Annotated in this window: 3 protein-coding genes; all 3 read right to left on the reverse strand. The window is 69.6% G+C overall.

Annotation, left to right across the window (positions count from 1 at the left end):
• Nucleotides 1-10 precede the first annotated feature (10 nt).
• The 3 genes from H7J86_RS06210 to H7J86_RS06220 are packed head-to-tail and all read right to left on the reverse strand — an operon-like array spanning nt 11 to nt 26093.
• Nucleotides 11-22567, reverse strand: a complete 22557-nt coding sequence (locus tag H7J86_RS06210) for a non-ribosomal peptide synthase/polyketide synthase (protein WP_267289931.1) — start codon at nt 22565-22567, stop codon at nt 11-13.
• Entirely contained in the window at nt 22564-24384 is a 1821-nt protein-coding gene (locus H7J86_RS06215) for an ABC transporter ATP-binding protein (RefSeq protein WP_267289933.1), read from the reverse strand. Before H7J86_RS06215 ends, H7J86_RS06210 begins: the two co-directional genes overlap by 4 nt.
• Nucleotides 24381-26093 (reverse strand): ABC transporter ATP-binding protein, encoded by a 1713-nt coding sequence (locus H7J86_RS06220; RefSeq protein WP_267289935.1) that lies wholly within the window; start codon nt 26091-26093, stop codon nt 24381-24383. Before H7J86_RS06220 ends, H7J86_RS06215 begins: the two co-directional genes overlap by 4 nt.
• Nucleotides 26094-26105: the final 12 nt, after the last annotated feature.

The raw sequence follows: 26105 nt of genomic DNA on the forward strand, positions 1-26105 counted from the left end.
CGGGAGATTGTCACACGTCCCGATCGCCGTGCAGTCGCGCCGCGATCAGCGGACCGAGATGGTCCAGGGTGTCGGCGTCCATCAGCTCGGAATGCCGGCAGTTCAGCGACACCACCTCCAACTGGCCGCCGACGTGCGCTCGCCACCCGTGTGACGCGATGCCGTGCAAGTCCATCTCAAGGATGGCGGCGTCCACGAAGAACACGTCGCCGTCGAACCGGCCGTAGTCGGCTCCGGCAGTGAAACGCTCTGCGGCGACGTAGTTCTCGATCACCTGCGCGATCCGGGTGTCGTCGAGCATCGCGATGGCATCACCGCTCTCGCGTACCAGCGTCACCGCATCGGCCACCGTCAGCCGCACACCGGGTGCGACGGCGAAGCCCATCTCACGCAACAGGCTGCCCAACACGGCGTCGGCATCGAAGGCGGTGTCCGGGGTGACGTCGGTACGCGCATCGAGCATGCCGACGAAGCCGACCTCGCGGCCCCGGCGGTGCAGCTCACCGGCGACCAGGAGCGCCATCGAACCGCCGAACGACCAGCCGAGCAACCGGACCGGCCCGTTCGGCGCCACCCGCTCCACCGAATCGGCGTAATCACTGGCGAGTTCGGCGATGGTGCCGGGCAACCGGCCGGTGGAGAACAGTGGGGACTGCAGTCCGTAGAGGGGAATGCTTTCCGGCACATACCGTTTCAGTCCGGCGAACTGCCAGCTCAGACCGCTGGCCGGATGCACACAGAACAGCGGCGGCTCTGATCCGTTCGCGCGCAGGGGCAGCACCGCCGCCAGGCCGGCCGAGCCACGGTCCGCGTCGCCGCGCAGCAGCGGCGCGATATCGGCCACGGTCGGGCTCACCATCAGGTCCGCCACCGCAACGTCGACGCCGAACTCGCGCCGGATCGCAGCCGCCAGACGCACCAGCAGCAGCGAATGCCCGCCGAGCGCGAAGAAGTCGTCGTCGATGGTGGTGATTGCGCCGCCGAGGACATCGGCGAACAGTGCGCAGAGCCGGTGTTGTTCCGGTGTCTGCGGCGGCCGTCCGGTGCCCGCGGTGATCTGCGGATCGGGCAGCGCATTGCGGTCCAGCTTGCCGCTGGGGGTCAACGGGAACTCGGTCAGTTCCACGAATGCCGAGGGCACCATGTGGATCGGCAGGGCGGCGACGGCGTGTTCGCGCAGCGCGTCCGGGGTCGACATGGCGGCCCGCAGGTAGTACGCCACCAGCCGGTCGTGGCGAACCACCACCCGCGCCGAGGCCACCCCGGGATGAGCGGCCAGCACCGTCTCGATCTCGGCGGGTTCGATGCGTACCCCGCGCAGCTTGATCTGATCGTCGCTGCGGCCCAGATACTCGAGCTGACCGTCGCCGCGCCAGCGCACCACGTCACCGGTGCGGTACAGCCGAGCGCCGGTGCCGAACGGGTCGGCGACGAAGCGTTGTGCGGTCAGGCCGGGGCGGTGCAGATACCCGTCCGCCAACTGCACACCGGCCAGGTACAGCTCTCCCGGCGCGCCGTCCGGGACCGGGTTGAGGTAGCCGTCGAGTACGTGGGCGCGCACATTCCAGCCGGGAACGCCGAGGGCCACCGCGCCACCGTCGGCGGTCCAGCCCAGGACGTCGACGGCCGCCTCCGTCGGACCGTAGAGATTGTGCAACGGCACCCCCAGGGCGGCGCCGAACCGGGCGGCCAGGTCATCGGTGAGCGCCTCGCCACCGACCGTCACCCGGGTCAGTGACCGGCACAGCGCCGAGCGCGGCTCGTCCAGGAACAGCTCCAGCATCGACGGAACGAAGTCGACCGCCGTGACACGTTGGGCGACAATGGTTTCCGCAAGGTAAGCGGGGTCCCGATGACCGCCGGGCCTGGCGACCACCAGCGTGGCGCCCACGCTGAGCGGCCAGAACACCTCCCACACCGAGGTGTCGAAGCTGATCGGTGTCTTCACCAGCATCCGATCCTGATCCGTGAGCGCATAGGCGTCCTGCAGCCAGGCGATCCGGTTCACGATGCCGGCATGCGTGACGGCCACGCCCTTGGGCCGGCCCGTGGATCCGGACGTGTAGAGCACGTATGCCCATGCCGCCGGGTCGATCTCGGGTAGCGGCGGGCGCGCCGGTTCGGTGCGCACGAGACGGATCACCGCGGGGTTGGCGAGCACGACGGCCGGCTGCGCATCCGCGACCATGTACTGCAACCGATCCGGCGGGTAGTCCGGATCCAGCGCCAGATAGGACGCACCCGACTTGGCCACCGCCACCAAGGCGACGATCAGTTCCACCGACCGTGGCAGTGACACCCCGACGATACTGTCCGCCCCCACATCCAGGGTGGCGGCCAAGCGGTCCGACCAGGCATCCAGCTCCGCGTAGCTCAGGTCCTCACCCTCGAACCGAACGGCGACGGCATCGGGGGTCACTGCGGCCTGCCGGGACACCAATCCGCCCAACCCGATCTGGGCGAGCGCGCGGTCGGTGGCGTTCCGGGCCGCCAGCGTTGCGCGTTCGTCGTCGTCGAGCAGATCGACCTCGCCCACCGCAAGACCGGTGTCCTGCGCGAACTGTCCGAGGGCGGCGACCAGTCGGCCCGCCAGGGTGCGGACCGACGAGGCGTCAAACAGGTCCGCGCTGTACTCGGCCATGATCGTGGCGCCGCCGTCGGCCCGGTCGTCGATCAGGGTGAACCCGAGGTCGAACATGGCGGCCGCCACCTCCGGTTCGCTCCACCGGGTCGGCAGCCCGAACATCTCGGTGCTGCCACCGTCGCGCAGGTGGTATCCGACGAACACGTTGAACAACGGGTTCCGGCCCGCCACCCGAGGCGGATTGAGCATCTCGACGAGCTGATCGAAGGGCAGCTCCTGATGCGCGAAGGCGGCCAGATCGGCGGTGCGGACCCGGGCCAGCAGTTCCTCGAAGGTCGGATTGCCCGAGATATCGGCCCGCAACACCAGCGTGTTGACGAAGAAACCGATCACCTCGTTCAGTGCGGCTTCGTCACGGCCGGCCACCGGTGTGCCGACGACGATATCGTCGCCGGCGCCGAGGCGGTGCAGCAGCGCGGCGACACCGGCGTGCAGCACCATCAGTGGGCTGACCTGATACCGTGCCGCCAGATTGCGCAGCGCCGCAGCGGTTTCCGCCGGAATGTCGTAATACGTGACACCGCCGGCCCCGCTGGGGTGTACCGGCCGGGGCCGATCGGTCGGCAGGGTCAGCTCATCGGGTGCGCCGCTGAGCGTGGCGCGCCAGAACTCGCGCTGCCGGGGGCCGACCAGCTCCAGCAGTTCCCGCTGCCACAACGTGTAATCGGCGTACTGCACCGGCAGGTCGGGCAGCGGGGCGGGGGCGTCGCCGCGCCTGGCGGCGTAGGCGCGGTTGAGGTCCGCGATGAACGGGCCGTCGGACCATTCGTCGGTGGCGATATGGTGCAGCAGCACCACCACGGTGTGGTCCTGCGGTCCGGTTCGCAGCACGGTGACCCGCAGCGGGATTTCGGCGCTCAGGTCGAACGGGCGTGCCACCGCAGCGGCGATTCGACCGTCGATGGCGGTTGCCGCACAATCGATCACCTCGAGGGGTGCCCGCGTGCCGGCCGCCAGGATGTGTTGGAAGTAGCGCCCGTCGTGTTCGGTGAACACGGTGCGCAGCGACTCGTGGCGGGCCAGCACATCGGCCAGCGCGTCGTCGAGGGCGTCGAGCCGCAACTCCCCCTGCACGCGGAAGACCAGCGGGTAGTTGTAGGCGACAGAACCTTTTTCGCTGATCCCACCGAGTCTGTCCAGCACGAGCAGCCGCTGCTGAGCCGGTGACGCCGGAATCCGTTCGGGCCGCGGCATCGCGGTCAGGTCGGGACGTGGGATCACTCGGGGCCGGCCGTCCAGATGTGCCGCGAGTTCGGCGACGGTGGGTGCGTCGAAGACATCCCGGAGGGACATCTCGACGCCCAGGGCCGCGCGCACCCGGTTGATCAGCCGGATGCTGACCAGAGAATGTCCGCCCAGGTCGAAGAAATCGTCATCGGCGCCCACCCGGTCGAGGCCCAGCACCTCGGCATACAGCGCGCACAACGTCTCCTCCGTCGCCGTCTGCGGCGGTCGGCTCGCGGCCTGCCGGTGCTCGACCTCGGGCAGGGCGCGGGTGTCGAGCTTGCCGTTGTCGGTCATCGGCAAGGCGTCGAGCACTGCCATCGCCGAGGGCACCATATAACCGGGCAGCCCGGCCTTGAGGTGGCTGCGCACCCGTCGGATCAGGTCCGGATCATGACCGGCGGCCGGAACGAGATAGCCGATCAACCGGTGTGAGCCGGAGGTGTTCGGGTCCGGCCGCGCGATGACGGCGGCCTGCGTGACCTCCGGGTGCGCGGTGAGCGCGGCCTCGATATCCCCGAGTTCCACCCGGTAGCCGCGGATCTTGACCTGATCGTCGGTGCGGCCCAGGAAGTCCAGGTTGCCGTCGGCACGGCGGACCACCAGGTCACCGGTCCGGTACATCCGGGCGTCCTCGTCGCCGGCGACCTGGAACGGGTTGGCGACGAACCGGCTCGCGCTCAGGGCCGGCTGACGCAGGTACCCGCGGGCCAGCCCGGCCCCGGCGATGTACAACTCACCCGGCGTCCCGTCCGGCACCGGCCGCAGCCAGGCGTCCAGGATGTAGCCGCGGGTGTTCCAGATCGGCGTGCCGACCGTGGGGGTCGCACTGTCGTCGGTGCCGCCGCCGAGGGTGTTGATGGTGTATTCGGTGGGCCCGTACAGGTTGTAGCCGTAGCTGGTGTCGCTGTCGCGCAACCGGTTCCACACGGTGGCCGAGACAGCCTCACCGCCGAGCAGTACCAGCACGGGTGCGTGCCCGCCGGCCCCGTCGAGCAGGCCCTGTTCGAAGAGCAGCTGCGCATAGGTCGGGGTGACGTTGATGACGTCGATCCGATGCTGGTGGCAGTAGGCCACCAGTGCGGTGGCGTCGCGGCGTAACTCCTCATCGCAGATGTGCACCTCGTGACCCTCGATCAGCCACAGCAGCTCCTCCCACGACATGTCGAAGGAGAACGACACGGTATGGGCGATGCACAGGCGCCGCCCGCCGGCCCTGGCGATGGCGGGCGCGAAGATGGCCTCGCGGTGGTTCAGGTGCATGTTGGTCAGCCCGCGGTGCGGGGTGAGCACACCCTTCGGTTTACCGGTGGAACCGGAGGTGTAGATGACGTAGGCGGGATCGTCCAGGCCCGGGCGGTGACCGTCCCACACCGACGGTGCCGCAGCGAGTTCGGCTGCGGTGTCGGCGTCGTCGAGGATGAGCACCGGGCAGGTCGCCGGGGCGACCGCGCCGATCCGGCCGGCCACCTCGCGGGTGGTCACGACACAGGCCGGCGCACCGTCGGCGAGCATGACGGCCAGCCGGTCGTCCGGATAGTCCAGCTCCAGCGGCAGGTAGGCCGCACCGGACCGCAACACCGCGAACAGCGCCACCACGGCGGTGATGGATCGCGGGATGGCCAGCGCGACCGTGGTATCCGGTCCGATCCCGCGGGCCCGCAGCAATCCGGCCATCCGGTTCAGCCGGGCGTCGAGCTGTCGGTAGTCGATGCTCTCGGCACCGCAGACCAAGGCGGTGAGATCGCTCGCGGCTTCGCTGCGCTCGGCCAGCAGGTCCACCACCGTCGTCGCGGGCAGGGGGTGCCGAGTCGCGTCGCCGCGGGCGCTAAGGGCACCGGACTCCTGCGGGAGAACCAGATCCGCTGCGGCCAGGGTGTTTTCGGGTTCCAGGTGAATCAGGACCTGCCGCAGCCGGTCCAGCAGACGCTGCGCGTGCGCGCGGTCCACCACGTCGGGCCGGTACTCCAGCTTCATCCACAACCGGCGCCCGGGTGAGGCCACCCAGGTCAACGGATAGTGCGAGGCGTCGACGGAGTCGTGACCGACGATGCCGTACTCGGCCTCCATATCGGTGAAGGTGTCGTCGTCCAGGAAGTTCTGCAGCACGTAGAGGCTGTCGAACAGGGCGCCTTGAATCCCGGCCGCGCGCTGGATGTCTCCCAGCCCGAGGTATTCATGATCCATCAACCGCAGGCGGTCGGTCTGCACCGCGCGCATGGCGTCGGCGATCGTCGTCTGCGGCCGCAGCCGCACCCGGGTCGGCACGGTGTTGAGGAAAAGCCCGATCACCGTGTCGATCCCGTCGATATCGGTGGGCCGCCCGGCCACGGTGGAACCGAAGACAACGTCCTCGGCACCGGTCTCGTAGGCCAGGACCAACGCGAGCGCGGTACTGATGAGCGCGTTGAGCGTGACACCGCAGTCCCGCGCGGCCTGGGTGAGCCGGGCGGTCTGCTCCTCGGTGAGGAAGAAGTCCAGCCGCAGCGCCAGTGTGGGCGCAGTGCCGACCGCGTCGGGAACCAGCAGGGTGGGCGCCGGCAGATCGGCGAGGGCGCGTGCCCACTGTCTGCCGGATTCGTCGCGATCCTGTCCGGCCAGCCACCTGAGGTAATCGGTGAACTGTGCCACCGGCTCGGGCAGATTCACCGACGGCGCACCGTGTTTGGCGGCCGCGTACTCGGCGAACAGTTCACGCAGCAGCTGCTCGCGCGACCAGCCGTCCAGCAGCAGGAAGTGGTAGCTGAAGATCAGCCGGTCGATGCCCGCGGTGCGGACGACGGTGAACCGGGCCAGCGGCGGCTCGGCGATGTCGAAGGTACGCAGCCGGTCCGCGGCGGTGATCTCCTCGATCCGGTCCTGCGCCTGCGCGGCGGTCAAGGCCGAGAGGTCGATGACTTCCGGTTCACAGAGCGGGCTTTCGGCGATGACGGCCACCGGTTGCGCCAGGTCATCAGCCCGGAATCCCGATCGCAGCACCGGGTTGCGGCGCATCACGGCGGCGAACGCGGTGCCCAGGGCGGCGGTGTCCACCGGGTCGGCGAAGTCGAACACGTTCTGCACGATGTACACGGCGGCATCGGAGTAGCGCGCCTGGAAATAGACGCCCTCCTGCAACGGCGACAGCGGCCAGATCGTCTGTATCGCGGTGCTTTCGGTGATCCGATCGATCTGCTGCTGGGTCAGGTCGACCAGGGGCAGATCCGACGGTGTCAGCGCTCCCGCGGTGCCGGTCGTACTTTCGGCGAACTCGCGAAGTACCGCGACCCAGTGGTCGGCCAAGTCGGTGACCGCATCTTCGTCGAACTCACCGTCGGGATAGGTCAGCGTGGCGCGTAGCCGCAGTCCGTCCCGCGTCTCATCGCAGATGACGTTGATCTCCAGCAGGTACGGCGTGCCCAGATCGGGGTTGGGCGAGACGCGCAGGGCATCGACCTCAGGCGCCGAAGCCCAGTCACCGTCGGAGTCCGACGCCCACCGTCCCAGGTAGTTGAACAACACCTGCGGTGTGGCCAGCCGGCTCAGCACCGCAGAGGTGCGCGGGTTGCAGTAGCGCAGCTGGCCGAAGCCCAGCCCGTGGCCGGGGACGGCGCGGAGTCGTTCCTTGACGTCCTTGAGGACGTCGATGAGCGTCGCACCGTCGACAGGTTCCAGCCTGACCGGCGCGATGGCGGTGAACCATCCGACCGTACGGGACAGGTCGAGTTCTTCGCTCCATCCGTCGCGGCCGTGCCGCTCCAGGTCGAGCACCAGGGGCGCAGCCGTCCCACGCCAGCGTTGCACCGCGATGTGCAGGGCAGCGATCAGGGTTTCGTTGACATCCGCGTTCGCCGCGGCGGGCACGGTGGTCACCAGCGGCAGCGACTCGGCGGCGGTCAGCCGGATCTCGTGATCGCGGGTCGACCCGACGCTGAGTGCCACCGTGCCGGCCTGCGGGTCGAGTTCGCCGCCGGGTGCCAGGGTGGCGGTCCAGTGGTCGAACTCGGCCAATCGGGCTGCCTGCTGGGCGTTCTCGTTGACCGCCCGGGCGTAGGTACGCAGCGAGGTCGGCACCGGATCGAGAACGATCGGACTGCCGTGCTGAATCTGATTCCAGCATTCGCCGAGATCGTCGATGAGGATGCGCCATGACACCGCGTCGACGGCGAGGTGGTGGGCCACCAGCAGCAGCCGGCCCTGGCGATCGGCGCCGAAATCGAACCAGACGGCCTGCACCACGACCCCGGTGTCAGGGTCCAATCGGTCGGCGGCGGCGTCGGACTCCGCGCCGAGCAGTCCACGCAGCTCCTCGTCCCCGTATGCCGTGGCGTCGACATGCCGTACCGGAACGGCTTGGCCCGCCATGGTTTCCAGAGACCACAGCATCGGCGCCGGGCGGTGCAGACGCAGCCGCAACGCGTCGTGGCGAGACACCAGGGCGTTGACCACCGTTTCGAGTTGCCGGTGGGTGGCGCCGGCGGGTGTACGCACCAGTTCACTCTGATTGAACCGCGATACGGTGCCGCCGAGCTCGGCGAGCCGTTGCACGATCGGGGTCAGCATGACCTCGCCGAGGTCGGGCCCCGCATCGTCGGAACCCGCGGGCTGCGGCGCCCGCGCTCCGGCCGCCTCGGCGAGGCCGGCCGGCGTGCGCGCGGTGAACACCTGCTGGGGCGTGATCCGCACCCCCTGCCGGCGTGCGCGGTTCACCAACTGGATGGCAACGATGCTGTCACCGCCCATACTGAAGAAATCATCGTCGACACCGACGGCGGTGCCCAGGATCTCGGTGCACAATGCCGCGAGCACCCCGGCGGTGCCGTCGGCGGCCGGGACCTGCGCGTCCCGCTGCGCCGGTTCGGATGGCGCCGGCAGCGCGGCGCGGTCCAGTTTCCCGTTGACCGTCAGCGGCAGGGCATCGAGCGCGATCAGCGCCGAGGGCACCATGTATCCGGGCAGCCGGGTGGCGAGTTCGTCACGCGCGGCGGCGATATCGATCTCGGCGGGGCCCACCAGGTATCCGAGCAGCCGGGCCCGGCCGGCCGCATCGGTGTGCACGGCGGCCGCCGCGTTGGTGATCCCGGGCAGGGCCGCCAACGCGGACTCCACCTCACCCAGTTCGATGCGGTAGCCACGCACCTTGACCTGCTGGTCGGAGCGTCCTATGTAGACCAGTTCACCGGCTTCGGTCCACATCGCGGTGTCGCCGCTGCGGTACAGCCGCTCGCCACCGAACGGGTTGGCCACGAAACGCGCCGCGGTCAGCCCGGGCCGGCCTGCGTAGCCCCGGGCCAATTGCCCACCGGCGATGTACATTTCGCCGACCACACCGGTGGGTACCGGCTGCAGGGCACCATCCAACAGATGGATCTGCAGGCCGGGAATCGGCCCGCCGATCACACTCTGGGGCGCACCCGTATCAATCGCGGACAGCGGCCGGAACGAGACGTGCACGCAGGTCTCGGTGATGCCGTACATATTGACCAGCTGCGGTGCATCGCTGGGATGCCGGTCATACCAGCCCGACAGCCGGGAGGTGTCCAGGGCTTCCCCACCGAAGATCACATAGCGCAGCGACAACGCCGGCCGGCGGCGCCGGTCGGCTTCGATCAGGGGGTAGAACGCCGACGGCGTCTGATTGAGCACCGTCACGCCCTCGTCGGTGAGCAGGTCGACGAAGCGGTCCGGGTCCCGGGCCACGGCCTGCTCGACGATCACCAGCCGCCCGCCGTTCAGCAGGGCGCCCCACAGTTCCCATACCGAGAAATCGAAGGCCGCGGAATGGAACATGGTCCACACGTCCGACGGGCCGAAGTCGAACAGCGTTGCGGCCCCGTCGAACAGCGCGGCCACCTGACGGTGCGCGACGGCCACGCCCTTGGGCACACCGGTGGAACCGGAGGTGTAGATGAGGTAGGCGGGGTGATCGGCGTCGACCCGGGTGCGCGGGGCCGGTCCGGTGTGGCGGGCGGCGTCGGCGAGCAGCACCGTCCGGGCCGATCCGGTGGGCACCCGGTCCGGCACATCCGTCAGGACGCAGACGGGGGCGGAGTCGGTGACGATGTGCTGAAGTCGCGCGGCCGGTGAGTCGATGTCCAACGGGACGTAGGCGCCGCCCGCTTTGAGTACCGCGAGCAGACCGACGATCAGGTCAACCGAGCGTGGAAGTGCAACGGCAACACAGGATTCCGGTGCGACGCCGGCCTCGTTCAGGGCCGCGGCGACGGCCGAGGATCGCGCGTCGAGGTCGGCGTAGGTGAGCCGCTCGGAACCGCAACTGACGGCGACGGCGTCCGGCGCTCGGCGGACCACCTCGGCGAAGGTGTCGACGAGGGTGCGGTCCGGACCGGAACGGGCCACGTCGGCGGCGACCCTGGCGCGTTCGGCCTCGGTGCGCAGGTCCACGGCGGCGACCGGGGCGTCGGGGTCCTCGGTGAAGGCGGCCAGGAGGTGTTCGACGCGTTCGGCGTACCGCGCTGCCTGCGCCTCGGTCACCACGTCGGCGTCGTATTTGATCTCGATGCCCAGCCGCTCGTCGAGATAGGCCACGAAGGACAGCGGATAGTGCGGGGCGTCGGTGCCGGTGAACCGGTGGAAGGTCAGCGCCCGCGGATCGTCGGGCGTGTCGGTGGCGGTGGCCGGGAAGTTCTCGACCACCACCATGGTGTCGAAGAATTCGCGTACCCCGGCCAGCCTGGCAAGTTCGGCCAGCCCCAGTTGTTGGGCGTCGAGCAGGGCGCTCTGCTGCTCCTGCAGCTGTGCCATGACGGTGCCGATCGGGGTGTCGTGCTGCCAGCTCATGGGTACCGGCAAGGTGTTGATGAGCAGTCCGACAAGGGAATCGGTGCCGGCCAGTTCTCCCCCGCGACCGGACACCGTGGATCCGAAGACCACCCGGGTGCGGTCCAGCAGCCGGCCGAGCAGCAGGCCCCACGCACCGTGCAGCACGGTGCTCGCGGTGACACCCCGCTGCCGGGCGGTGGCGGTGAGCGCGGCGGTCAGTTCCGGTGACAGTCGGCGCACGACACTGCGGTGTGCGCCGATGGTGTCCCGGTCGGCGGTGAACAGGATGGTGGGCTCGGCCCCGGCGAGCGCCGTCGACCAGGCCGCGCGGGAGGCCGCGTGGTGCTGTCCCCCGGCCGTGACCGCGTCGACGTGGTCGCGCAGCGTGGCGATCACCGGGGGCAACCCGGTGGCCGCGCCGAGGCCCGCGTTGTAGTGGGCGACGATATCGCCGAAGATCACCGGGTAGGACCAGCCGTCGGCGACGATGTGGTGCATCGTCTGAATCAGCCGGTGCTCGGTATCGCTGAGCGATACCAGGGTGTAGCGCACCAGCGGCGCGTCCGACAGCACGAAGGGCCGCGCCAGTTGCTGTTCGGCGATACGAATCACATCACCGCGGGTGGCGGTGAACTCGACCGCGGCATCCGCCCAGATGACCTGCGCGATCCGGCCGTCCCGCATCTCGCGGAATGCGGCGCGCAGTGCCTGGTGGCGGCGCACGGTCGCGATCACGCCGGCGCGCAGCGTCTCCACATCGACGGGTCCGCTGATCTCGGCGATCTGTTGCACGCGGTAGGTGTCCGTGTCACCCGAGGCCGCATCGGTGTAGGCGCTGTGGAAGTACATGCCCTCCTGCAGCGGCAGCAGCGGGAGGACGTCCTCGATCTCGCCGAGGTGCGCCCAGTCGTCCAGGTCGTCCTGGCTGACGGTGATCAGGCCGAAGTCAGACGGGGTGTGCCCGCTCAGGGCCGCACAACGGGTCAGGGCGCCCAACGCTTGCGACCACATTTCGGCCAGTTCGTGGATGTCTGCGGGGTCGATCAACCCGGCGGGCCAGGACAGTGTCATGGTCAGCACCGTGCCGTCGGCCCGATCCTCGGCCAGGGCGTTGATCTCCAGGGGCATCGCCGGATTGGTGTCATCGACGCCCTCGCGCAACGCACCGATCTCGTCGACGGGCTCCCAGTCGCGGCCCGCTCCCCCGGCGAACCGGCCGAGGTAGTTGAACAGGATCTGGGGTGCGGCACCGCTGATCGGTGCCGACGGGTCGAGATAGCGCAGCACGCCGTAGCCCAAGCCGCGATGGGGTACCGCGCGCAGTTGTTCTTTGACGGCCCTGGCCGCCGCCGCCAGCGGTGCACCGGCGGCCAGCACGTCCGCCCAGGATACCGCGCCGGGGTCGACCGCCACCGGGTAGATGGAGGTGAACCAGCCGACGGTGCGGGACAGGTCCAGCCGGCCCGGCACGAGATCGGACTCGCGGCCGTGCCCTTCCAGGCTCAGCACGGTGGCCGTGGTGTCGCCGTGGCCGCGGTCGGCTCGCCACTGGGCCACGGCCAGACCCAGACCGGTCAGCAGTACATCGTTGACACCGCCGTACATGGCGGCGGGCACACTGGTCAACAGTGCCGCGCTGATCTGCGCGGGCAGCGAGACGGTATGGCTGATCACCGTTTCCGCGATGTCCACGGCCGGGTCGAGGGGGCGGTGGCCCAGATCGGGATCCGGGGTGTCCAGCACCCGGTTCCAGTGCTCGACCTCGTCGGTGAACGTTGCGGCACAGAGGGTTTCGGACCAGGTACGGAAGGAGGTCGGGACGTCCTCTGCGGCCGGGGTACGCCCGGCCGCCACGTCCGACCAGGCACGGGTCAGGTCCTCGGTGAGGATGCGCCAGGACACTCCGTCGATCACCAGGTGGTGGATGACGAGCAGCAGCTGGCCCTGGCCCTTCCCGGTGCCCGGGTACCAGATCGCCCGCACCATCGTGGCGGCGGCGGGGTCCAGTTCGGCGGCCGCGGCGGTCACGACGGTATCGATATCGGCTGCCGTGAGTGCACCGGCCCGGCGGGTCACCACGACCGGGAGCACCCGCTCGGGCACGGTGAGGGTCCAGCCGTCGCCGGTTCGGTCCAGCCGGGCGCCCAGCATGTCGTGCGCCCCGAGCACCGTGCCGAGCACGAGTTCGAGTTGTTCGCCGGTGATTCCGGCCGGGGTGGCCAACACCATCGATTGGTGGAAATTGTCCAGCGGCGTGCCGGACTGTGCGGTTTCGGCCAGCATCGGCGTCGCCGAGATCAGCCCCACGCCGCTGTCGGCGACGACGGCATCGGGGGTGGTCTCGGTGACGGATGCCGCCAATGCGGATACCGTGCGGCGCCGGAAGATATCCCGCGGGGTGAGGGCCAGGCCGGCCTTGCGGGCCTTCCCGGACACCGCGATGGACGAGATGCTGTCCCCGCCGAGGGTGAAGAAGTCGTCATCGATACCGACCTCGGGGAGCCCGAGGACGTCGGCGAAGATGCCGGCCAACAGGACTTCGCGCCCGTCACGCGGGGCGCGCGCGGCACCGGCCGCCGGGGTGACGGGTTCGGGTAGTGCCTTGGTGTCCAGTTTGCCGTTGACGGTGAGCGGGACGGTGTCCAGCACGCCGTACAGCGCGGGCACCATGTAGTCGGGCAGCGTCCGGGCCAGTGCCGCGCGCAGTTCGGCGGCCAGTTCACGGTGCTCCGAAGCGGTTTCGGGCACCACATAACCGACTAGCTGTTTGGTGGAGCCCGCCGGTCGGGCGATCACCACGGCGTGCCGGATCCCGGGCAGGGTCTGCAGCGCCGCGGCCACCTCGCCGAGTTCCACCCGGTATCCGCGGATCTTCACCTGATCGTCGCTGCGGCCGAAGAAGTCCAGGATGCCGCTGCCGTCGGCGCGCCGGGCCACCAGGTCTCCGGTGCGGTACATCCGGCCGCCCGGGAGGTGCGGGTCGGCGACGAAGCGGTCGGCGGTCAGACCGGCCCGGTTCAAGTAGCCCCGCGCCAAACCCGCACCGGCGATGTACAACTCGCCGATCACACCGTCGCGTACCGGGCGCAGCCACGCGTCCAGGACATAGGCACGGGTGTTCCAGATGGGCCGGCCCACGGTCGGGGTGACGCTGTCGTCGGTGCCGCCGCCCAGGGTGTTGATCGTGTACTCGGTGGGGCCATACAAGTTGTAACCGGTGCTGTCCGGCCGGTCCCGAAGGCGGTTCCACACCTCCTCGGACACCGCTTCGCCACCCAACAACACCAGGGTCGGCGCGTGGCCGCTTCCCGGGGCGAGCGAAGCGACGGGGGAAGAACCCGGGGCGAGCGAAGCGACGGGGGAAGAACCCGGGACGAGATCACCCAGCAGGCCTTCTTCGAAGAGGTGGTGCGCATAGCTCGGGGTGACGTTGATGACGTCGATCCGATGCTGGTGGCAGTACGCCACCAGTGCGGTGGCATCGCGGCGCAACTCCTCATCGCAGATGTGCACCTCGTGACCCTCGACGAGCCACAGCAGCTCCTCCCACGACATGTCGAAGGAGAACGACACGGTGTGCGCGACGCGTAGCCGCCGGCCACCGGCCTTGGCGATCGCCGGTGCGAAGATCTCGGCCCGGTGGTTGAGCTGCATGTTGGTCAGGCCGCGGTAGGGCGTCACCACACCCTTGGGGCGTCCGGTGGAGCCCGAGGTGAAGATGACGTAGGCCGGGTACTCGAGCCGCCGCGCCCCCACGAAGGCACCGAGTTCGCTGTCGGACAGCGCAATTCCAGATGTCAGGGACAGTGCCTGCGCCACCGCTGCGCTGTCCGGGCTCACGACGGTGCCGCCGAGGCGGGTCTGGTGCGCGGCGAGTTCGGTGCTCGATTCCGGGCACACCAGCAGCACCGGGTGCGCGTCGTCGAGCATGCCGGTGAGTCGGGCCAGCGGATAGTCACGCTCCAGCGGCAGATAGGCCGCCCCGGTACGCAGGACCGCGAACAGCGCCACCACCATGTCCACCGATCGGGGCAATGCCAGTGCCACCACCTGTTCCGGGCGGGCGCCATGCGCGATCAACAGCCGTGCCAGCCGGTTGATCCGCTCGTCGAGTTCGGCGTAGGTGAGCCGCTGGGCACCGAAGACCAGCGCGATGTCCTCCGGGCATGACGCGGCACGGTCGGCCAGCAGATCGGCGATGGTCTCCCCGCCGATCTCGTGTTCGACACTGCCCCACTGCCTCACCAGTGTTTCGTGTTCGGCGGCCAGCGTCAGGTCGAGCGACCCGACCTGGGAGTCCGGCTGGGTCAACAGCAATTCCACCGCGCGGCAGAGCCGGGCGACCATCGCCGCCGCGGTGTCGGCATCGATCACATCGGGCCGGTACTCCAGCTTGATACGCAACCGTTCCCCCGGGGTGAGCACCCAGGTCAACGGGTAGTGCGTGGTGTCGACGAAGTCGACGCCGACGATGCCCTGCTCGCGTTCGAACTCGGTGAAGGTGTCATCGTCCAGGAAATTCTGCAGCACGTAGAGGCTGTCGAAGAGCTGCTGCTGACCGGTGGCGCGGGTGATATCGCCGAGGCCGAGGTAGTCGTGGGCCATCAGGTCGAGCCGGAAATCCTCCACCGCACGCAGGAGCTCGGTCACCGTCGACGTCGGCGCCATGTCCACCCGGACCGGGACGGTGTTGAGGAACTGTCCGATCACATGCTCGATACCGGGCAGCACCGGTGGGCGCCCGGCCACCGTCGTGCCGAAGACGACGTCGGTGCTTCCGGTCTCATACCCGAGCACGATGCCCAGCGCGGTGGTGAGCACGGTGTTGGCCGTGGTCTGCGTGCGACGGGCGTGCTGCTCGAGCAGTGCGGTGAGCTCCGCGGACAGTTCGCCGTAGACCCGTTGCGGCATCACCGGTTCGGCACCGGTGCCCTCCGCCGGGGCGACCAGGGTCGGCTCGTCGAGACCGGCCAGCGCCTCCGACCACGCCCGTGTCGAGGCGGCGCGATCCTGCGCACTCACCCACCGCAGGTAGTCGGCGTAGGTGGCGGTACCCGCGGGCAGCGCGCCACGCAGGCCGCCGGAGTTGTACAGCGCGAACAACTCCCGCAGGACCAGCTCACGCGACCAGCCGTCCCACAGCAGGAAGTGGCAGGTCAACAGCAGCCGGTCACCGCGGCCGGGCAGCCGGATGACGGTGAGGCGCACCAGTGGTGGCATCCGCAGATCGAAGGGGGTTTCGCTGTCGGTGCGCATCACCACGGCGAGCTGAGCTTCGGCGGCATCGGCGGTCAGGTTCGACAGATCCACCTCGGCGACCGTGGCGGGCACGAACCGTCCCACGTATTGCACGGGCCGCGGCAGGTCATCGCTGGTGAATCCGGCGCGCAGGTTGTCGTGGCGGGTCAGCAGGGCCCCGAATGCGACCCGCAGGGCGTCGACGTCGAGCCGATGGTCGAAGTCGAAGACATTCTGTGCCAGATAGGTGTTGACGTCGTCGGTGTAGGTGCACTGGTAGTACACGCCTTCCTGCAGCGGCGAGAGTGGCCACACCTCGGCCACCTCGACGGGGCTCGACGCGGTCAGCAGGGCCAGCTCGTCCTCGGAAAGTCCGTGCCATGCTTGCGGTGTCACCGCAGCGACGGCGGGAGCTTCTGCGCCCAGCGCGGTGGCCAGCGCACGTGCGGTGCGCAGCCGGAACAGCTCGCTGGTGGCCAGCGTCAGTCCGGCCCCGGCCAGCCTGTTGACCACGCGTAGCGCCAGCAGACTGTCTCCGCCCAGTGCGAAGAAATCCTCGTCTGCTCCGGCGTCCTCGGTGCCCAGTACCTCGGCGAAGGTCGCGCAGATCAGTTTCTCTTGGTCGGTGCGCGGCGCCGTGCGCGAAACGGTGCGCGCGGGCTCAGGCAACGCCGAGCGGTCCCGTTTCCCATTGGGCAGCAACGGGATCGCGTCGAGCGCCGTGACGGTGGCCGGAATCATGTGGGCCGGCAGGACGCCGGCGAGCGCAGCCCGGACCGTTTCAGGGTCGGGTTGGCATCCTGCGCGGGCGACCACATACCCGTCCAGACGTTGCCGGCGGGCGGTGACCACCGCCTCGGCGATATCGGGCAGCCCGGCCAGGGCGGTCTCGATCTCGCCGAGTTCGACGCGGAACCCGTTGACCTTCACCTGATTGTCGGCGCGGCCGAGATACTCGACCGTGCGCTCCGGCGTCCAGCGCGCCAGATCGCCGGTGCGGTAGAGGCGCTCACCGCCGGCGCTGAACGGGTCGGCGACAAACCGGGCGGCGGTATCGGCCTGCTGACCGAGGTACCCGCGGGCCACCTGCACTCCGCCCACATAGATTTCGCCGACGGCACCGGGCTGCACCGGCGACAGGTCCGGTCCGAGCAGGTAGATCCGGCAGCCCGGGACCGGCCGGCCGAGCGTGACGGCCCCGGTCACCGCTGCGGCGAGCACATCGCCGGTGACCTCGGAGGAACCGTAGGAGTTGACGATCTCGGCTTCTGGCGACACCTGTTGCAGTGCAGCGACAGTGGCCGCATCCAGCGGTTCACCGCTGCAGATCCAACGCGCCACGGTCCCGAACTTGTTGCTCGCGACCTCGGCCATCGCCGCGCCCAGACTGGGTACCACCAGCAGTTGGGTGGCAGCGACGTCGTCGACCAGTCGGGCCAGCGCCGCACCGTCCTTGGCCGTGGCGTCATCGGCGACGACCGTGGTGGCCCCGGCGACAAGTGCGCCGAGCAATTCGGTGGTGCCGTCGATGAAGCTCATGGAACTCTTGGCGATGCGCACATCGTCGCGGTCACGGGACCACGCCGTCCTGGCCCACGACAGCCGGTTGGTCAGTGCGCCGTGCGTGCCGACGACGCCTTTCGGGCGCCCGGTACTGCCGGAGGTGTAGACCACCGATGCGGCGTCATCCGGATCGAGGACGGTGTCGCGCCATGGCCGGCCCACGGCGTCGGTGCTCACCACCGGCAGTCCGTGGTCGGGCAGCGTCGTGCCGTCGGTGAGCACGATCTTGGGTCGCGCGTCGTCGAGCATGTAGGAGATCCGCGCCGACGGATACCCGGGGTCGATGGGCAGATAGGCTGCGCCGCTTCGCAACACGGCCAGCAGGGCGGTGGCCATCGACGTGGTCCGGCTGGTGGCCACGGCGACGAGGTCACCGCGTCGCACGCCCGCAGCCACCAGGGCGCCGGCCAGGGCGGCCGACCGGTCGTCGAGATCGCGGTAGGTCAGCCGCGTACCGGTGTCGCTGACGGCGACGGTGCTGGGCGTACGGCGGACCTGGTTGTCGAAGAGTTCCGGGACCGTGCCGGTACGCGCGGGCGCACCGGCGCCCGCGCGCAGCACCTCATCGCGACCGGCCGGATCGAGCACGTCGATGTCGCTGCACCGGGTCGTGTCGCCCTCGGTGATGACGGCCGCCAGCGTCCGGCGGAAGAGGGCCAGCACCTGCTCGGCGGTCGCCGTGTCGAGCACCGCGCGGTCATGGGTCAGCGCGACGTGCAGATCCCTCCCCGGCTTGAGCATCAGGGTCAGCGGATAGTGCGGCGCCTCGATGACTTCCATGCCGGTCACGTGGATCGCGGCGGTGCGGTCGTCGGCGGCGGGATAGTTCTCGATGACCACCAGGGTGTCGAAGAGTTCTGACACCCCGACGGCGTGCTGGATGTCGGCCAGCGCCACGTGGTGGTGCTCGAACAGGGCGGCCTGTGCCTGAGCGTGGCGCTGCACCACGGCCGCAAGGCTGTCCGACGGTGTCCAGCGGGTGCGCGCGGGCACCGTGTTGATCAGCAGCCCGACCATATCGTCGATGCCGGGAACGTCACTGCCGCGACCGGATACGGTGCTGCCGTGGAGCACATCGGTGCGGCCGGTCAGCCGGCCGACGGTGATACCCCACGCCGCGCCGAGTACCGCGCTGACGGTGACGCCGTGTCCGGTGGCCCAGTCCGCGATCCCGTCGGCGATCTCGGCCGGAATGTCGGCGCTCACCTTGCCGAATCCGGTGTCGCCGCGGTCATGCGGCGGCAGTGCGTCGGCAAGGCGGGTCGGCTCGTCGACACCGTCGAGCGCGGCGCGCCACGCGGCCTGCGACGCGGCCGGCGCGCTGCGGTGCAGCCACTCCAGGTGGTCGCGGTAGCGGGCCGGCGCCGGCAGGGCGTGGGTATCGGGATTGTCGTGCAGGGCAGCCAGTTCCCGCAGCACGATCGGTACCGACCAGCCGTCGGCGATGATGTGGTGCACCGTCTGGATGAGTACGTGCCGATCGGCCGCCAGACGGACCAGGGTGTACCGCATGAGCGGTGGTGCGGCGAGGTCGAAGGGTTCGGTGCGCTGTTGTTCGGCGATCTCGTCGATGCGGGTTCGGGTGTCCGCACCCGCCGGCGCACTCAGGTCGTGGTAGTTCCATCGCACGGCGGGCGCGGCACCGAGAACGGCCACCAGGCTGCCGTCGGCCAGCGGGCGGAAGGCCGCGCCGAGGTTCGGGTGCCGCGCGATCACGGCGTCGGCGGCGTGGCGCATCCGGACCGGGTCCACCGGCCCGGTATAGGAGATGATCTGTTGCACCACATAGGGATCGGCGTCGGCATAGGTCGAGTGGAAGTAGATGCCGGCCTGCAGCGGTGACAGCGGTAGCACATCGACCACGGGCGCCGGTAGCGCGTCGACGTCGGCCTGGGTGAGCGTCACCAGCGGAAAGTCCGACGGTGTGGGACCGGCGACGTGGGAGCTGTGTGCGATGGCGGTCAACGCGTCTGTCCACAACCGCGCGAGCCGCGAGACATGGTCGCGGTCGAGCACACCGGCAGGCCAGCTGAAGGTGGCTTCCAGACACACACCGTCGCCGGCCGCCACCGCGATCGCATTGATCTCGAGGGCACGCGGCAGCGGCATGCGCGGGTCGCGGTCCTCGCCGATCGCCGCGTCGTGGCCGGTATCGGCCGGGGCCCAGGGCAGCTCACCGGCACCGGTGAACCGGCCGAGGTAGTTGAACAGGATCTGCGGGGCGACGGCAAGGTCCGAGCGCCCGGAAAGGTGGCGCAGCGCACCGTAACTCAGTCCGTTGCGCGGCACGGCACGCAGTTGGTCCTTGACGGTCTTGACCGCGGCGCCGAGCGCCGGTCCGCCCGTCATCAGCTCGGCCCAGCCTGCGGGACCGGGGTGAACGTGGACGGGGAACAAGGTGGTGAACCAGCCCACGGTGCGGGACAGGTCGAGGTGATCACCTGCGGCGCCGAGGTGGTCGCTCTCCCGACCGTGTCCCTCGAGTTCGAGAAGCACGCCACCGGCGTCGCCCCGCCAGTACGCCACGGCGGCGGCCAGTGCGGTGACTAGTGCATCGTTGACCCCGCCCCGGATCGCGGCGGGCACCGGACCGAGCAGCCGCGCGGTGACGTCCTCGTCCAGTCGCACCGTGAGCCTGGCCTCGGTGGCGACGGTGTCGACGGCCGGGTCCAGCGGACGGCTACCCAGCTGCGGATCGTCGACCGCCACAGCTCGCAGCCAGTACTGCTCGTCGGCGGCGAACTCGCCCCGCGCGCACGCGGCCCGCAGCTCGGTCGACCATGTCCGGAAGGTGGTGTCGGGTTTGGCCATGGTGATCGGGCGGCCGGCGGCGACGTCCGACCACGCCGAGTCCAGATCCTCGGCGAGTACCCGCAGGGACACGCCGTCGATCACCGTGTGATGGATGACCAGGAGCAGCCGACCGGGACGGCCCGCGCCGGCGTCCAGCCACACCGCTTGCAGCATGCGGCCCGACGCGGGAGCCAACCGCGCGACGGCACGGTCACGTTCGGTCCCGATATCGGCGGATCCGTCGACACGGGTGAGCACCTCCGCGGCGGTCACCGCGCCGGCAGGTGGCACGGTCAATCCCGCGCCGGCACCCAGCCGTGCCCGCAACAGGTCGTGGCAGTCGAGCAGGGCGTCGAGCATCGCGGTCAACGTGGGCAGGGTGAGCCCCACCGGGGTGTGCAGGGTGACGGACTGGAAGAAACCCTCGGTGCCGTTGCCTATTTCGTGCAGCCAGGCCAGGATCGGGGTTGGCTCGATCTCACCGGTGCCCTCCAGCGGTGTCGCGGCGGGTCCCGCGATATCGGTGACCGCGGCGGCGAGTTCGGCCGGGGTACGCAGGGTGAGGACATCGCGGGGCCGTACGCGCAATCCCATCCGGCGGGCTCGGCTGACCAGTCCCATGGCGGCGATGCTGTCGCCGCCGAGGGCGAAGAAGTCGGTGTCGGCTCCGACCGACGGCACGCCGAGCAGTTCGGCGTAGATATCGCAGATCGCCTGCACGCGTGGGTCGGTCACCGGTGTGCCGGCGCCGGGTGCGGCCAGAGCCGGTTCGGGCAGCGCCCGCCGGTCGATCTTCCCGTTGGCGGTCACCGGGAATTCGTCGAGGACCATGACCGAGTTCGGCACCATGTGCTCGGGCAGCTTCTGTGCGCACCAGGCCCGCAGCTCGTCGGGATCGGCACCCGTGGTGGACAGGGCGTAACCGGTGAGCTGTGCGCCGCCGGCGGGAGTCTTACGCAGAATCACCGCGGCGTGGCGCACCTGCGGGTGGGCGGCGAGGATGACCTCGATTTCCTCGAGTTCGACCCGCATCCCGCGGATCTTGACCTGGTTGTCGACGCGGCCCAGGAACTCGAGCACTCCATCGGCGGTCCACCTCGCGAGGTCGCCGGTGCGGTACATACGGGATCCGTCCTGCGCGAACGGGTTCGCGATGAACCGGGCACCGGTGAGTCCGGGAGCGTTGACGTAGCCGCGGCCCAGCAGGAAGCCCGCCGCGTAGAGTTCGCCGCCCTCCCCGACCGGGACCGGGTGCAGGTCGTCGTCGAGGACGTAGAGCTGGGTGTGCGGATTGGGCCGTCCGATCGAGGTCTCGATACGTTCGGCCTTGTCGCGGTAGATGACATGGGAGACACCGATGGTGGCCTCGGCGGGACCGTAACCGTGGTAGAGCGTCGTGGACAACTGGGACCGGAAGCGGTCGAACAGCGCCGGGGTCAGCACCTCACCGCCGCACCAGACGTGCTTGAGGCCGGACAGCAGGGTGGTCCCGTCGGCGAGCTCGAGCAGCACATCGAGCATCGAGGACACCAGGTAGACGAACGTCACCTTCTCGGTGGCGATCAGATCGAGCAGGTACTGCGGATCCCGTTCCCCGCCCGGGTCGGCCACCACGACGTAGCCGCCGGACACCAGCGGCAGCAGCACTTCGTTGATCGAGATATCAAAGGACAGTGGTGCTTTGAACAGGGACGCGTCGCCGGGCCCGAAGCCCAGGATCTCCTGCGCCTGCCAGTTGAGGCGTTCGCAGATGGCTTCGTGCCGGATCATCGCGCCCTTGGGCTTGCCGGTGGAGCCCGAGGTGAAGATGACGTACGCCAGTTGGCTGTCATCGATGTCCACGACCGGAGCGATGGCGGGCTGGTCTTCGAAAGCCCAGTTGTCCAGATCGAGTTCGATCGGATGGGGGTCGTCGTCGCGCCCGCCGCCGGGCGCGACGAGTACCGCCGTGGCCTTCGTGTCTGCCAACACCTGACTGCGACGCTCGGCGGGCCACTGGGGATCGACGGGCACGAACGCACCGCCGGCGGCGAGGATCGCGACCACCGCGACCACCATCTCGGGCGAGCGCGGGACCGCGATCGCGACCACCTGCTCGTGCGTCACGCCGGCGGCGCGAAGGCGATGGGCCAGCTGGTAGGCGCGCAGCGCGAGGCCGCGATACGTCAGCCTGGTGTCACCGGCCACTACGGCCAGTGCATCCGGGGTCAGACGCGCCTGTTGGGCGAACAACTCGGGCACGGTGGTGGTGGCCCCCGGCCAGGTGTCGTTGTTCCACTGCCGCAACAGGTCCAGGCGGTCATCGGGGGTCAGTCCGTCGTCGATACCCGGGATCGTGGTCACGCGTCCGTCCTCTCCGCATCCGTGTGGTGCGCCGCCCAGGCACGCCACAGCTGGGCGTACCGACCCTGCGCCGAGATCAGCTCGGCGTGGGTCCCCTCTTCGATGATGTCGCCGTGCGCCATCACCACGATCCGATCGGCGGTGGCCGCCTGCGTCAGACGGTGGGCGACGACGAGTGTGGTACGCCCCTCGGTGACGGCTGCCGCGGCGCGTTCCAGGTCGCGTGCGCCCAGGCTGCCCGCCTCGGCGGTGGCCTCATCCAGGATGGCGACCGCCGGATCGAGAAGCAGCAGCCGTGCCAGCGCCAGTTGTTGCGCCTGGGCCGAGGTCAGCTCATGCCCACCCTCGCCGACCACCGTCCGCACACCGTCTTCGAGCGCGGCGACCCAGTCCCCTGCGCCGACGGTATCCAGTGCCGCAAGCACTTCGGCGTCGGTGGCGTCGGGCTTGGCCAGCCGAAGGTCATCGGCCAGCGTGCCCGCGAACACATGCACGTCCTGGCTGATGATCGCGACATGCTTGCGCCGCTGCTCGGGGGTGAGGTCGGTCAGCGGGGTGCCGCCGATGCGCACGCTGCCGTGTTGCGGGGTGAGCACTCCCGCGGCGATGCCGGCGACGGTCGACTTGCCGGCACCGGTCGACCCGACCAGCGCCACCCGCTGCCCGGGCGCCACTCGCACGGTCACGCCGTGCAGGACCGGATGCTCGCCGTCATAGCTGAATTCGAGATCTGTCAGATCCAGCGCGGTATCTCGCGGTGCACGGCTCGGATGCTCGACAGCCGGCGGTCGCGGAATGCTGACCAGGCCGACCAGCCGGGCCAGACTGGCCCCCGCGTCCTGGGCCTCGTCGACGGTGAACAGCAGCATGCTGATCGGTCCGAAGAGCCGGTGGAACAGCAGGGCCGCCGCGGTGGTCTGCCCGACGGTGACCGAACCGTGCTGCACCAGCCAGTAGCCGGCCACCAGGATCACCGAAAGACCGATGAACTCGGCGCGATTGATCCGTCCCACGAACCGGGTGAAGAACGTGAAGACGCCGATCGAGATATCCCGGACCCGGGCCGAGGCATCCTCGATACCGTCCTGATGGACGGTGTGGGCGTGGTAGGCGTGCACGGTGGGAGCCCCCAGCATGCTCTCCATCAACACCTGCGACCGCTCCGCGATCACCCGACGCTCCTGTGCGTATCGCGGCGCGGAGCGCGGCAGATACCAGCGCAGCGCCAGCAGGTAGAACGGGATGGAGACCGCGCCGGCCAGAGCGAGACGCCAGTCCAGGCCCAGCATCGACACCAAGGTCAGCGCTGCCAGCATGAGCGCGGAGAACATCGTCGGGAACACGTCCGTCACGGCTTTGGCGATGGTCGCCACATCCGTGCTCACCCGGGACAGCAGGTCGCCCCGCCCGACTCGTTCCACGGTCGTGCTCGGCAGGGCCAGCGCGCGGTTCACTCCCGTTTCCCGCAGATCGGCGAGCATGACCGCGCCGAGCCGGCCGATCAGATAGTTCGACCATCCGGTGGCGGCACCGCCCACCAGTGCGGCAGCTCCGAGTACCAGCGCGACGGTGACGATGACCGACGACGGCGATCCGTCGATGATCCGGTCGACGAGTACCCCGAGTACGTAGACCGGGAGTACCGTGGCCGCGGCCGCCAAGATGCCGACCAGGATGGTGGCGCTCAATGCGGCGGTGCGGGAACGCAATTCACGGCGCAGCCAGATCCAGGTCTCGCGGCCGGTCGCGACGGGGAGGATCTGCTTTTCCTCGGATTCGCTCAGCTGCTCCTGGAGCTCCTCGCCAGAACGACTCATCGCAGCACCGCCGAGGTGTAGTCGGGGCGGTCCAGCAGTTTCTCGTGGGTTCCCTGGACGACCACTCGCCCACCGTCGACCAGCACCACACGATCGGCCACCGCCAGCAGGGCCGGACTGCTCGTCACGATGACGGTGGTGAAATCGCCCGTCTCCGGGCCATGCCGTAAGTCGGCGATGCCCTGGGCCACCGCACTTTCCGTCACCGCATCGACTGCCGTGGTGGGTTCGTGCAACACCAGCACCGGCGCCGCCTGCAGCAGCGCACGTGCCAACGTGAGGCGCTGGCGCTGACCGCCGGACAGACTGGAGCCGCGCTCGGTGACGCGGTGATCGAGCCCGTCGTGGTGCACATCGATCACGTCGACCGCGCTGGACGCCTGCAGCGCCTTCTCCAGCCTCGGCGCGCCCGCGCCATCGACGACCAGGTTGGTGCGCAGCGATCCGGTGAACAGGTCGGCTTTGTGCGGTTCGACCAGCAGGACCCGCCGGGCCTCGGCGAGATCGAGCTCTTCCAGGGCTGTACCGCCCAGCCGGATCTCACCGGAATAGTCCTCGCGCGCCAATTGACCGGACAGCACTGCGACAATCGCATCGGCGTCGCTGGCCCGGGTGGTCACCACCCCGACCAATTGGCCCGGCTCGACGGACAGCGTGATTTCCTCCAGCGTGCCGTACCGCACCCCGTCCAGGACGATTTCATGCGGGCCGGCGCCCAGCGTGCCACCGCCGGGCGACAGTGTGAGCGGCGCATCCTCGATCCAGCCGACACGTTCGGCCGAGGCTCGCGCCTCCGCGATCCAGCTGGGTACCTCGGCCATGGTGCCGAACGGCTCCAGCAGGAATTGTGCGAGCCCGATCACGGTGATCAGTTGCCCGACGGTGATATCCCCGCGCAGCGCGAACCAGCCTGCGAGCACGGCGATCCCGACGGCCAGCAGGGCACTCAGTGCCGTGGAGAAGCCGAGATAGACACCTTGGGTGCGGGCCGCGCGGATACTGGCCGCGAGCGCGTCGCGACTCACCGTGCGGTAGCGCTGCGCGGCCGCCTGCTCGGCGCCGATCCCACGCAAGGGGCGTAGCCCCGCGATGAGGTCCGCCGACATCGCGGTGGCCTCACCGGCGAGCTCCTGCTGGTCGGCCACCCGACGGGTGATCACCGGTCCGCCGAAGTGCAGAACGAACAGGATGACCGGCGTACCCAGCAGGACGGCCAGGCCGAGCGGAATGTCGATGGTGAGCAATACCGTTGCGCACACCACGATCGCGGTGATCGCACCGGCGATGCGCGGAATGTAGTCCAGCAGGTAGGAGGTGTTGTCGGCGTCGGTGCTGGCGATCGACAGGAGTTCACCGGTGCGCTGGGTGGTGCGCAGTCGCTGCGGGTGCAGGATCCGGGCGGCCAGGTCGACCCGCAGTTGGTGTCCCTCGGTGGCGATCGCCCGCATCAGGTGCCGCGCGCCGAGCCGGTAACAGATGGTCAGTGCGACGAACAGCGCCGCGAGTACCCCGATCCACAGCAGCAGTTGCGTGGCGTCGCCGGGCTTCACGGCGCGGTCGATGAGCACGCCGATGAGCACCGGAACCATGGCCTCACACAGCTGATGACCGCAGATGAGCAGGGACCCGCTGGTCAGCAGGCGGGCGTTACGGGTGACGGTGCGCCACAGGATGGCCAGGCCGGTGCGGGTCCGTTGCGCCTCTTGCACTGCGCCGCCGGT

This window comes from Mycobacterium hackensackense, from assembly GCF_025822555.1.
GTDB classification, from domain to species: Bacteria; Actinomycetota; Actinomycetes; order Mycobacteriales; family Mycobacteriaceae; genus Mycobacterium; species Mycobacterium fluoranthenivorans.

Bases quoted from the DNA above. Each gene is read 5' to 3' on its own strand.
- H7J86_RS06215 (WP_267289933.1), bottom strand. From the start codon at position 24,384: ATGAGTCGTTCTGGCGAGGAGCTCCAGGAGCAGCTGAGCGAATCCGAG.